Below are 12,088 nucleotides of genomic sequence, written 5' to 3'. Positions count from 1 at the left end.
GCGCCGTTCCGTAGGCCGGATAAGACGAAACCGCCATCCGGCCTACAGAGCGTCTTTCCGTCTGTGGTTTTACTCGCCCTGCGGCCACAACCAGGCCGCGCCGCGCACGCCGCTGGAATCGCCGTGCAGCGCTTTGCGGATCGGCGTTTCGCATTCGCCGCCAAATACCCAGTTGCGCACCAGAACAGGAACGGTCTGGTACAGCCTGTCGACATTGCTCATGCCACCGCCGAGCACAATCACATCCGGATCGAGAATATTGACGACGTGCGCCAGCGACTTCGCCAGCCGCAGCTCGTAGCGGTTGAGCGCCAGTTCAGCCACCGCATCCTGCTCGCCGACCAGACGCATAATCTCATTACCTTTTAGTGCATTGCCGCTTAAACGCTGGTAATCGGTGGCAAAGCCGGTGCCGGAGATAAAGGTTTCGATACAGCCTTGCTTGCCGCAGTAACAGGGCACTTCGGCGCGATACCGCAGCTCGTCATCGTCCATCCACGGCAGCGGATTATGCCCCCACTCGCCTGCCGTGCCATTACCCCCAGTATGTACATGCCCGTTGATTGCCACGCCGGAACCGCAACCGGTGCCAATGATCACTGCGAACACCGTTTGCGCCCCGGCCGCTGCGCCATCCACCGCTTCGGACACCGCCAGACAGTTGGCATCATTGGCCAGCCGCACTTCCCGTTGCAGTCGCTGGCTTAAATCTTTGTCGAACGGTTTTCCGTTCAGCCAGGTGGAGTTGGCGTTTTTCACCACGCCAGTATAGGGCGAAATGGAACCGGGGATCCCCATACCGACGGTTCCTCGCAGGCCGGTCTCTTTTTCCGCCAGATCCACCAGCGTCGCAATCAACGCTATGGTTTGCAGATAGTCGCGCGGCGTGGCCTGCCGATGACGAAAAAGTTCTTCGCCGCGATCGCCCAACGCAATAATCTCTGTTTTCGTACCACCTAAATCGATACCGATACGCACATCAAACTCCTCATGGTGGACCACGCATTAGCAATGCAAGGCGGACAACAATTCGCTATCATGCCCGCTGCATTTAACGACAAGGCCGTGGAAAAAATCATGCTGTGGTTCAAAAATTTAATGGTATACCGTCTCAGCCGCGATGTGGTGCTGCGAGCGGAAGAGATGGAAAAACAGCTTGCCCCACTATCGTTTACTCCATGCGGTAGTCAGGATATGGCGAAAACCGGATGGGTTCCACCGATGGGTTCACACAGCGACGCGCTGACCCATACCGCCAATGGTCAGATTATTATTTGCGCCCGCAAAGAAGAAAAAATTCTGCCGACGCCGGTGATTAAACAGGCGCTGGAAGCGAAAATTTCCCGTCTTGAAGCCGAACAGGGCCGCAAGCTGAAGAAAACGGAAAAAGATTCGCTGAAAGATGAAGTGCTGCATTCGCTGCTGCCGCGCGCGTTTAGTCGTTTCAGCCAGACCATGATGTGGATCGACACCGTTAACGGCTTAATTATGGTGGACTGCGCCAGCGCCAAAAAAGCTGAAGATACGCTGGCGCTGCTGCGTAAAAGCCTCGGTTCGCTGCCGGTCGTGCCACTTGCGCTGGAAAACCCGATTGAGCTGACGCTGACCGAGTGGGTACGTTCCGGTAACGTCGCGCAGGGTTTCCAACTGCTGGACGAAGCAGAACTGAAAGCGATTCTCGAAGATGGTGGTGTGATCCGCGCGAAAAAGCAGGATCTGGTGAGCGACGAAATCGCGGTACACATTGAAGCTGGAAAAGTGGTGACCAAGCTGGCGCTCGACTGGCAGCAGCGCATCCAGTTTATGATTTGCGACGACGGTTCAGTGAAACGCCTGAAGTTTTGCGACGAAATTCGCGACCAGAACGAAGATATCGACCGGGAAGATTACGCCCAGCGCTTTGATGCCGATTTTATTCTGATGACCGGCGAGCTGGCGGCGTTGATTCAAAATCTGGTGGAAGGTTTGGGCGGAGAAGCTCAGCGCTGAGTCTGCAGCACAAGAGAAACGCCCGGTTTTTTCCGGGCGTTTTGCATTACAGGTAGCGGCAAAGATAGGCGCTGGGCTCGGCGACCTGCAAATAGAATTCACTCTGGCCAGGCACATTGAATACTTCACCCACGGTGTAAATTTTCCACTCAGTTTCCCCTGGCAGCAAAACATTTAGCGCCCCACTGACCACCGTCATCTCTTCCGGCTGCGCGGTACCAAATGTGTATTCCCCTTCCGCCATTACGCCCACGCTGGCACGGCCGGTGCTGCTGCTGGTAAAACCAATGGATTTCACTTTACCGGAAAAGTATTCGTTACTTTGAAGCATGACTGGCCCTTATAAAGACAATGTATGAAAAACCACTATAGGGGCCGGGATTCACTTCTGTCACGCGAAATTGCACAGCACGGCGACTAGACCAACAGTTCAGATGCGAGACGCGCCACCAGTACGTTAGACAATAATACCGGGACATCCAGCGCTTTCTGGAGCATATCGCGGTGCTGTTGGTGGAAACCCAGACAATCCAGCATCAACACATCCGCACCGCGCTCCAGCAATGCGCGTCCGGCATCAATAAATTCTCTTTCTGTCGCAAGAAAAGGATGCGCCAGTTCGTAATACGGTTCTTTTTCCAGAACCGTCCACTTTTTCTTCTGCTGCGCCATCAATTCAGGTACCGGAACAATGACCCCAACCTGATGCCCGTCGACAATCGACGCCACCAACGGTGGAATAATGCGCTGCGGTTCGACTAAAATCGCATTGCGCGTTACAAATCCCCGGATATCGGCGGTACTCATTAGCAGAATGACATCGTAGCCCTGGTTATCCAGCACTTCGATAACACTCTGCAAATCACGCTCCACCTTTGTACGAGAGACCATACTGAGGCTGTCATCACGTAATCGCGTCGGAATCGCGAACTCGCCAGCTTCGGCACCGTACTCCTCACGTACTTCTTCCGGGTCCATCTTCCCCAGTAGGCTGATATGCGTGATCTGCTGCTCCGAAATATGCTCCGTCAGGAGCGGTAAGACAGCTTGCACTGGCACGACACCAATGGTCAGGATCGCCAACGTTGCACTCATTTTTACTTCCCGCCTTTCAATACTATTACTATTCCACTGTTATTCGTTCTTATCTGTTCTCTTTACACTGCAGTACAGCTTATGTCGGGTGAAAAGAACATCGCACTCCTATGTTCGAATAAATTCCAGCAACTATAAAATAGTAACCGTTGAGCGACGTTAAGCCAGCAAAAAAATGTGATACAAGTCTCTTTCTGGAATGTTCAGGCGTCCAGCCAGAATAATCGTCGCCCGGCTTAACTTTTGTCAGGATCTTCATAACGCCTTTTGGCGTCCAACGCTTCCTGTTCGGTAGGGTGTTCGCTGATCAAAGAGTCCGGTTTCGGATGATCGGCGCGTAATTGATACCAGGTAACAGTCAGGTTTCCTGTGCCTTTTTCAATCGCAACAATGCGGGCTTCACGCGGGTAAGGCGGTTTTGTCGGCATATAGATCTTCCTCATTATTTTCCGGTCGAGCTATAAGTATAGACAAACGTTTCGCTAACTGGCGCGCGCCAGCTGTAATGCCGCCTCAATATCAGACACCACCTGGTCAGGCAATTGCGCCGCATTCACCACGTGGTGAGCCGCTTCTCGATACAGGGCATCGCGCAGCGCCAGCACTTCGCTGACCTCTTCGCTAATCGGCTTACCGGTCAGCGTCGGTCGTTGTCCCTCCTCCGGAAAGGCTTCCAGCCTGTCCGCCAGCACAGCGACAGGCGCGCAAAGGTAAACGACGATGCCTTTTTCGCGCATAAAGTGCCGATTGTATTCACTTAAAATAATACCGCCGCCGGTGGCAATCACCCGTGCGGGCGCGGTGACGGCTTTCAGCGCATCGGTTTCCCGGGCGCGGAACGCCTCCCAACCATCATGGGCAACGATATCCGCGATGGTCTGTTGAGCCGTTTCCTGTAACCAGAAATCGGTATCGATAAATTGACATCCCTGCGCCAGCGCCAGCGCCCGGCCCACAGTGGTTTTACCGCAACCGCGTGCGCCGACTAAAAAAATGGGTAGCGTCATGAGCAGGTGTTCCCTCCGCGTCCCACGCGAGGAGGGACGGAAAATAAGACGGCGATGATATCATCAAACAAGTACAACACTAATCGTAAAAATAACGTTACACATTTATGTCGCTCAGTGCGCTAATCACAAATGAAACCTGATTAGACACCGATTCAACCTGTAAAGATTCCGTGGCGACAGTGTAGCGGCAACCTTACTGAATCTGCTTAAGGCTGGCAAGCCCGCAAAACGGCAAACAGTAGTATATCCTGCTTGCCGGTACCGCATTTACTCCGGCTGACGGCGTTGAACCTCCAACAGCCATTTATCAAGCTGGGCGGCAAACTGCTGCCGATCCCGTTGCGAAAGGCTATCCGGGCCACCGGTCTGAATCCCGCTCGCACGCAGCGTATCCATAAAGTCGCGCATCGTCAGCCTTTCACGGATTGTCGCTTCAGTATAGCGTTCGCCACGCGGGTTCAGTGCCGCTGCACCTTTAGCCAGCACTTCGGCCGCCAGCGGAATATCAGCGGTAATCACCAGATCGCCGGCCTCGCACAGCCGCACAATTTCGTTATCGGCCACGTCAAACCCCGCCGGAACACGCAGCGAGCGGATAATGCGCGACGGCGGCACACGGATATTCTGGTTCGCCACCAGCGTCAGCGGCGTCTGTGTGCGCTCGGCGGCGCGGAATAAAATTTCTTTAATCACATTCGGACAAGCGTCCGCATCAACCCAAATCGCCATTTTCGCTCCTTATTTGGGGGCGCATTGTCGCTTTAATTTCCCCCAGGGGAAAGCAGATATCTTTTAGCTTTAGCCCTGATTGCCATTCCACGTTAAGCTATACCTCACACACAATGACAAGCAAAAGAGACAAACGTGATGGAGAAAAAAATCGGTTTTATCGGCTGCGGCAATATGGGCAAGGCGATTCTCGGCGGGTTGATTGCCAGTGGGCAATTGCTGCCAGGACAGATTTGGGTCTATACCCCGTCGCCGGATAAAGTAGCCGCTCTGCACGATCAGTTTGGTATTAACGCCGCGCAGAGCGCACAGGAAGTGGCGCAGATTGCCGATATCGTCTTCGGCGCGGTGAAACCGAACATCATGGTGAAAGTGCTGAGCGAAATCACATCCAGCCTGAATAAAGAGACGCTGGTGGTGTCGATTGCCGCAGGCGTGACGCTCGATCAACTGGCGCGCGCGCTGGGTCATGATCGTAAAATTGTACGTGCGATGCCCAACACCCCGTCGCTGGTTAATGCGGGCATGACCTCTATTACCCCTAACGCGCTGGTCACGCCGGAAGACACAGCGGACGTGCTGAATATTTTCCGCTGCTTTGGCGAAGCGGAAGTCATTGCCGAAGCGATGATCCATCCGGTTGTCGGCGTGAGCGGCTCTGCGCCTGCTTACGTCTTTATGTTTATCGAAGCGATGGCCGATGCCGCCGTGCTGGGCGGTATGCCACGTGCACAGGCTTATAAATTCGCCGCACAGGCGGTGATGGGTTCCGCGAAGATGGTGCTGGATACCGGAAAACACCCCGGCGAGTTAAAAGATATGGTCTGCTCACCCGGTGGCACTACCATTGAAGCGGTCAAAGTGCTGGAAGAGCGTGGTTTCCGCGCAGCGGTGATTGAGGCAATAGAAGCCTGTATGAATAAATCAGAAAAACTGAGCAAGTAACCGCCGCCCCCTCCCTGTCTGGAGAGGGCGTAGCCCTGTCAGGCCAGCAGTTCGCTGGCCGTTTTCATACTGAGGGGCTTTTGCATCTTTAACAGCAGCCCCGCCGTGGCGCTGTTCTCACCGCAGCTCAGCACTGCTTTCAGCATCCCCTCTTCGCCGTACAATATGGCAAAACGTTTATCGTCAAACGAACCAAGCATTTTCATGGTATCCCACTCGCGAGCATAACCCAGGTATTCGAAGCGGTTGCCGTATTGCATGGTCCAGAAAAACGGTACCCGATCAAACAGGCGACGTTCGCCAAGCATATTCAGAGCGGCCACTTTTCCTTGCTGTTGCGCCACGCGCCAGTGCTCAATACGTCGACGCCCTTCCGGCGCCGGGTAGCTGGCGATATCGCCAACGGCCCAGACATCCGGCGCCGCGCTGAGGGTTTCATCTACGGTCAGGCTGCCGTCCTGTTCATGATGAAGATCGTGAGCCAGCCCGGTAGCAGGCTGTACACCCGTGGCGAAAACCACCACATGCGCGGGCAATGTGCGCCCATTTTTCAGCGTTACGCCTTGTACGTGGTCGTTGCCTTGCAGTGCCGCCGGCTCGCCGGTAACAAATTTCACGCCGTTTTGTTGATGAAGATTTAAGAAACGCTGGCCGACCTCTTCGCCAAATTGTGGCACAAACGGCAGAGCATGGCGCGATACCACCGTGACCTCGATATCCTGATTGCGCAGCGCGGCGGCCAACTCCATCGCAATAAAGCTGTTGCCAATCACCACCAGTTGCTGCTCCTGTTCAACGTCATTGAGCAGCGCCTGCGCCTGGTGGATATCGCGCAGCACATGGACGCCCGCCAGATGGTTGCCGGGGATCTCCGGCCATACCGGCTGCCCGCCGGTAGCCAAGAGCAATTTGTCGAACGTAACATGACGCCCATTCGCCAGCGTCAGTTGATGCCCTTCGCAATCAAGGTGGGTCACCTCTTCGCGTAGGCTCTCCACGCCGGGCTGGTTGTAAAAGGCATCGTCGAGGATATGTGGAACTTCGCTGATCTTCATCTTCCCGGCGGGAACAAATTTACTGAGTGCGGTACGGTCATACGGTGCGCTGTCCTCTTTATCAATCAGGATCAGATGCCCGTTAAACCCGGCATCACGTAGGGTGATGGCTGCCGCGCTGCCTGCCGCGCCGGTACCGAGGATCACCGCAGTTTGCGGGCGATCACCACGGATCAGTGAATAACTGGCAGGCGAACGCGCACGCGGGCTGACCAATACGCGGTTCTCTTCGAGGGTGACTGGATACTGTTTGAGGCTCTTCAGCGCCAGCGGCTCGCGCCACTCGCCAGTGGTAATATCAAAATTGGCTTTATGCCAGGGACAAACCAGCTTGCCATCACACACAGCGCCTTGTTCCAGGGGCGCGCCAGCATGCGGGCATTTACTTTGAAAGGCGCGCACCTGCGCAAGAGTACGGATAAGGATCATCGATGTCCCCGCGACATCAACTTTCACCGGCTGGTTTTCCGGCAGGGAATTCAGATCAGCAACATAGTGGTAATTCATATTTTTTCTCCCGGGTCAGTGTTGCAAAAGCGGGCGTAACGCCGGACAGCGCACAACCACCAAGAGAGACAAAAGTGAAACATTGCTCACCGTTTAAGCCTGGCAGAGATTGAGGAACGGGCAATAAGAACGTGGGAGGAAGCGTAAAGGGTGAGCGAAACGGAACGCCCACCCGGCTGAATTACTGTGTTTTTTTCAGGCAGCCGCTCATGAATTTACTGCGATCTTCGCCTTTCAGCGATTGCTGTGTTGCCTGAGCATTACATTCGCGCATCCGCTGCTGTTGCGGCGTCAGACTTTTTTGCCCAGGCTCGATTTTGGTGGTTTTCAGGCAGTTGCTCATAAACGTCTTACGGGCATCGCCTGTCAGGGTTTGTGTCTTGGCTTGTTGATTACAAAGCGTCATACGTTGTTGTTGCGGGGTCAGTGTTTTTTCCGCCGCACTGAGCGTACCGACAAACAACAGACCAAAGATGAGGGTAACCAGAACTGTTATTTTCATTGCTCCATCCTTCTGTCAATGTGACCCTTTAAGGATGGTCTTAATTACTGAAAAAACCACCCGGCGGAAGAGATTTACCGCCGGGCAGCCGTTACTTCAGGTTCAGGGCCGCTTTCATGGTGTAGAACAGATCGGTCTGATCGGTTAACCCCACCACATTGCCGGCACGCGGGCCGTAAGCCGCAATGCGGACTTGCGTACCGGTGTGTTCCATCGACTCCTCTTCCGAGTTGCCGTAGGTTATCGCCATTACCGCGCCATCTTTGGTATTCAGCGCCTGGCTCAGCCCCGGCGCTTTGGTATCCACCGGGATAATCTGGCTGGCGTGCGCGTGGTCGGCAGTCACTATCACCAGCGTATTGCCCTCTTTTTTCGCAAATTCCAGCGCCTTCTGCACCGCTTCATCCAGATCGACAGTTTCACCAATCTGACCGCACGGATTCGCTGCGTGATCCTGTTTATCAATAGACGCGCCTTCCACCTGCAGGAAGAAGCCCTTCTCGTTTTTGCTCAGCAGATCAATGGCCTTTTCGGTCATTGCTGCCAACGTCGGTACGCTGTCGGTACGTTTGGCATTCGGCGTACAGGTCACGGCAGGTTTGTCGAGATTACCGTGCAGCGACGCTTTCGGCCCTTCCCAACGTACCGGCATATTGCCCTCGGCGAAGAGGCCGAGCAGCGGTTTATCCTGGTTAGCTTCGGTAATGGCCGTCAGCGCAGAGGCATCGCTCACTATCTGGTAACCGCGGGCCTGGGCCTGCTCGCGCAGTGTTTTCCCCTGCCACTCGCCCGCCGTCGCGGTTTCGCCGAAGGTTTTCGCACCGCCGCCCAGCGTCACATCCGCGCGAGCATTCAGCAGTTGCTCCGTGATCGAGCCCTTACCGCCTTTTTCCAGCGCGTTGACGGCGCATTTTTCGCTGGTCACCGTCGGGCCGTAGCAGCGACGGGAGATCACATGCGAAACCAGCGCCGCCGGCGTGGCATCCTGCAACTCAGCGGTAGAGACGTTGCCGGTCGCCAGCCCCGCCGCTTTCGCCATCTCGAGGAGGGTTATATGATCTTTTTCATGAATATCGACGCCGAGCGCGCCGTTGTAAGTTTTGACGCCGGTGCTCCAGGCGGTGGCTGAGGCAGCCGAATCCGTCACGTAATCCGGTTTACCGGTTTTTTTGTCCAGCGCATAGTGCGTGTACTGACCGGTTAACGGTAATGCGTCAATTCCTTTGAAATATCCACCCGCGCCTTCGGCATAATTTCGCGCAGCGGTAATTTCTGAATCGCCCATACCATCGCCAATTAATAAAATAATATTTTTAGCGGGCTTATCGGTGAGTGAATCACGCAATGCAGCGGTTTGATCGGCAGTCAGACGACGCGCACCACCAGGTGTGGAAATATCACCCTGAGCAGCCCGATGATCAAGAACAGAGGTTGCTGTTGTTTCTGCATAAATAACAGAGGTAAAAAAGACAGGTAGTAACGCGAGGTATAATGTGCTCTGTTTCACTTTAATATTCTCCATGTACAAATACTTAAAGAAAATAAAACAGAGCGAATATAGGCAGCGCGTATGACAGCCAAATGACAGCGGCAGGGGAAAAGATTTAGTTACGCGGATGCCTTAAAAGCTTTTTTAGGTACTGTTGCAACAACTCCGTGTCCTGATCGGTAACGTGCGTTCCCTGTCTGACTTCGTCCAGCGCACCTTCAATACTTACAATCAGCGCCTGTTGTTCAGATGCGGCCATTTGACGCAGCAGCGCAGTCACTACAATTTCCAGTGCCTCCACCTGGGCGACCAACTCTTTCGACTCCTCTTCTTTTTCCGCAAGCTTAACCAACAACTCAGCAATGAGATTTTTCATAGCGCAATTTCCTTATGTGATGTGGGAAGACGTTAGCACTCAGTTCTGATGTTGCAAAGAAGATACCTTTTTATTTTGTGCATTTTTTCACAGTCCTTAAATACACACAAATAAAAAGGTTAGCGAAACGTTTCACTGGTAACTTAAGCCAATTCAATTAATCTGTTAGTGGCGCTAAAAAAGGAATACGAAGCGGCTGAAGCGTTATTTTATATATACACAAAATCATTCACACTGCGTCGAGGCGGCAAGACTGCGCAGCCCCAGGAGCTGACATAAGTAAATGACTGGGGTGCAAAGGCGAAGCTTACAAAGAGGCAGTGTGAAGGATAACGTGTATAAGTAATAATTATAGTAAGGCCGAAAAATTTCGGCCTGTTTGCAGCGTTAGCGCTTCACCCGGCGAAATACCACTACTAACTGCCAGAAATTAATGAGTACCACAACGGCAGTGGCGATAAATACCCAACGGAAACCCGCCATTGCCGATACCGATGCCCCCATTAACGGCCCAACGACATTTCCCAGATACATAAACGACTGGTTATAGCCAAAGATACGTCCGGTCACCTGATCGCTGGAGTATTTCAGCAACAGTGTCTGCACCGCTGGCAACATTGCGCCATCGGCAAAACCGAGCATAAAGCGAAGAATGCCAAGTTGCAGTGGTGACGTGACAAATGACATGGCGAAGAACAACACCACCGCGCAACCCAACGTGCCCATCAAAATGCGAGAGGTGCCTATCCGGTCACCCAGTTTGCCAAGGCGCGGTGCGGAAAGCAGCGCTGAAACACCGGGTACAGCGGCGATCAATCCGCTGAGAAAAGCAATATTAGTGGTATGCGGCGACAGCGACTGAATAAACAGAGCAAGGATCGGGCCGATAGAACCGTTGCACAATTGAATCACCATAGTGGTGATAAACAGACTGATGACCAGCGCCGGATAAGGCAAGGTGGAGAACACCGCTTTACCACTCAGCCGCTCGCCCTTTTTCACTGTCGGACGCACGCCCTCTTTAATCAGAAACAGCGTGACCAGAAAGCTCACGACTAACAACAGTGCGGTGATGATAAACACGATGCGCAGCCCTAAATGGTCAGCCAGAAACCCGCCCATCAATGGCCCGCCGATCACACCGCTGATCTGTGCAGTTGCAAGCGTACTCAACGCCCAGCCGCTGCGCTCTCGTGGGACTTGCGATGCCACCAGCGCCATCGCATTCGGAATATAACCCGAAGTCAGCCCCATGATGCCGCGCAGGATCAGCAACTGCCAGACGTTGGTAGCAAATGCCTGCAACAGAATAGTGATCGCCATGCCCAACGAGGCGCGCAATAACATCAGTTTGCGTCCTTTGCGATCCGCAAGGCTACCCCACATCGGCGACACAATGGCAGAGACGAGGAAGGTCACGCTGAACGTTAATCCCGACCACATCGACAGTGCTTCGTGCGAGGTCACACCTAACTGCGCAACGTATAACGGCAAAAACGGCAAAATTTGACTGATGGCGAGACCGGTGAAAAAACAACCGAACCACACCGAGATAAGATTGACCTTCCAGGATTCCATAAATACGCGTATTTGTTGAGGTTTTGACAAACAGCGCACAGGTTAACAAGAATGCGCCATGGATGAGTCACCAGAGATGCGGTTAATGCTAATTCGGTGTTTTATCTGTCAGCCATTGCACACCGCCATAGCGCACGCATAAAAACCATTTTTTTACAGTGGATTATACTTAGCGGCACAGCCCGAACCCGCGCATGCCCAGATGAAAATGGTTGGCATGAGCGGCATTGTATTCGGGTCCAAGGCCATTGCCATAATAACCGCAACTGGCGCTTAGCATCGCCCGCAACCACGGCTGTGTTTCAGGCTGCCGCCACCCATTGAGCACTGTCACCCGCTGACCATCCGCCAGGCGAAAGGCGCTCATATCCAGTGCTTCGGCACTAGCGTGTTCACTACGCCGGGCATCAACACGATTATAAATATTGCGGCACGCATAGCTGCCCAGATGGTCTACCTGGCGCAGCGGCTGGCCGGTAAAATGTTCAGTCAGCGGTCGCGCCTGCTGTTCGATAAACAACGCAGAGCTAAGCGCCAGCGGGCAACTCGCCAGAAAACTGCTGCTCAGTTTCACCGTGCCGAAATCACGCACCCGTACCACATCGGTTAACGGGCAGTCACCGCCGCTGTTCGCTACCGCAACGGAGGTAATAAGCTGCTGCTGATTGGCCTGCGCCAGCAGTGCGGCACAGGCAGACGGCGACAGGCGTCGTAACTTAAACTGAGTGATGCGTCCTGGCGGATCGCTCAACTGTAGCGGCGCGAAGGGATTGTAATAAGGCGGTAAGTAGCGGTAACCCGCCAGCATCAGCG

The 12,088-nt window shown here is 53.9% G+C and carries 14 protein-coding genes; 2 read left to right on the top strand and 12 right to left on the bottom strand.

Annotation, left to right across the window (positions count from 1 at the left end):
• Positions 1–69: 69 nt before the first annotated feature.
• Positions 70–978, bottom strand: coding sequence for a fructokinase (mak, locus tag BM427_RS00675; protein ID WP_090118353.1), 909 nt, complete (start codon positions 976–978; stop codon positions 70–72).
• Between the two features lie 99 nt (positions 979–1,077).
• Between mak and rdgC the strand changes: the two genes are divergently transcribed.
• Positions 1,078–1,989 (top strand): recombination-associated protein RdgC, encoded by a 912-nt coding sequence (gene rdgC, locus BM427_RS00670; RefSeq protein ID WP_090120627.1) that lies wholly within the window; start codon positions 1,078–1,080, stop codon positions 1,987–1,989.
• A 46-nt stretch (positions 1,990–2,035) separates the two neighbouring features.
• Here rdgC and ppnP read toward each other — a convergent pair whose 3' ends face one another.
• The 5 genes from ppnP to BM427_RS00645 all read right to left on the bottom strand — a co-directional run bounded on the left by ppnP (position 2,036) and on the right by BM427_RS00645 (position 4,823).
• On the bottom strand, positions 2,036–2,320 hold the full coding sequence (gene ppnP / locus BM427_RS00665) for a pyrimidine/purine nucleoside phosphorylase (RefSeq protein ID WP_090118352.1): 285 nt from the start codon (positions 2,318–2,320) through the stop codon (positions 2,036–2,038).
• 86 nt (positions 2,321–2,406) lie between these two features.
• Entirely contained in the window at positions 2,407–3,084 is a 678-nt protein-coding gene (locus tag BM427_RS00660; protein ID WP_090118351.1) for an AroM family protein, read from the bottom strand.
• A gap of 236 nt (positions 3,085–3,320) precedes the next feature.
• Positions 3,321–3,512, bottom strand: coding sequence for a protein YaiA (gene yaiA / locus BM427_RS00655; RefSeq protein ID WP_090118350.1), 192 nt, complete (start codon positions 3,510–3,512; stop codon positions 3,321–3,323).
• Positions 3,513–3,566: 54 nt separating this feature from the next.
• Positions 3,567–4,091, bottom strand: coding sequence for a shikimate kinase AroL (gene aroL, locus BM427_RS00650; protein ID WP_090118349.1), 525 nt, complete (start codon positions 4,089–4,091; stop codon positions 3,567–3,569).
• Positions 4,092–4,361: 270 nt separating this feature from the next.
• On the bottom strand, positions 4,362–4,823 hold the full coding sequence (locus BM427_RS00645; RefSeq protein ID WP_090118348.1) for a YaiI/YqxD family protein: 462 nt from the start codon (positions 4,821–4,823) through the stop codon (positions 4,362–4,364).
• 138 nt (positions 4,824–4,961) lie between these two features.
• Here BM427_RS00645 and proC point away from each other — a divergent pair, with 138 nt between their 5' ends.
• Positions 4,962–5,768, top strand: a complete 807-nt coding sequence (proC, locus tag BM427_RS00640; RefSeq protein ID WP_090118347.1) for a pyrroline-5-carboxylate reductase — start codon at positions 4,962–4,964, stop codon at positions 5,766–5,768.
• A gap of 38 nt (positions 5,769–5,806) precedes the next feature.
• Here the strand turns inward: proC and BM427_RS00635 are convergent, their stop codons facing one another.
• From BM427_RS00635 to BM427_RS00610, 6 genes are all read right to left on the bottom strand, one after another.
• Positions 5,807–7,330, bottom strand: coding sequence for an FAD-dependent oxidoreductase (locus tag BM427_RS00635; RefSeq protein ID WP_090118346.1), 1,524 nt, complete (start codon positions 7,328–7,330; stop codon positions 5,807–5,809).
• A gap of 181 nt (positions 7,331–7,511) precedes the next feature.
• On the bottom strand, positions 7,512–7,832 hold the full coding sequence (psiF, locus tag BM427_RS00630) for a phosphate starvation-inducible protein PsiF (RefSeq protein ID WP_090118345.1): 321 nt from the start codon (positions 7,830–7,832) through the stop codon (positions 7,512–7,514).
• A gap of 91 nt (positions 7,833–7,923) precedes the next feature.
• Complete coding sequence (gene phoA, locus BM427_RS00625) at positions 7,924–9,339, bottom strand: alkaline phosphatase (protein ID WP_090120626.1); 1,416 nt, start codon at positions 9,337–9,339, stop codon at positions 7,924–7,926.
• Between the two features lie 97 nt (positions 9,340–9,436).
• Positions 9,437–9,697, bottom strand: coding sequence for an anti-adapter protein IraP (gene iraP, locus BM427_RS00620; RefSeq protein ID WP_090118344.1), 261 nt, complete (start codon positions 9,695–9,697; stop codon positions 9,437–9,439).
• A gap of 387 nt (positions 9,698–10,084) precedes the next feature.
• The gene (locus tag BM427_RS00615; protein ID WP_090118343.1) at positions 10,085–11,275 is read right to left on the bottom strand and encodes a multidrug efflux MFS transporter; all 1,191 of its coding nucleotides are present in this window, start codon (positions 11,273–11,275) and stop codon (positions 10,085–10,087) included.
• Positions 11,276–11,444: 169 nt separating this feature from the next.
• Positions 11,445–12,083 (bottom strand): extensin-like domain-containing protein, encoded by a 639-nt coding sequence (locus BM427_RS00610; RefSeq protein ID WP_425280068.1) that lies wholly within the window; start codon positions 12,081–12,083, stop codon positions 11,445–11,447.
• Positions 12,084–12,088 lie beyond the last annotated feature (5 nt).

The organism is Kosakonia arachidis, assembly GCF_900116535.1.
GTDB lineage: Bacteria > Pseudomonadota > Gammaproteobacteria > Enterobacterales > Enterobacteriaceae > Kosakonia > Kosakonia arachidis.
The sequence above is the reverse complement of the archived record's forward strand: the minus strand, read 5'-3'. Positions and strand labels throughout refer to the sequence as shown.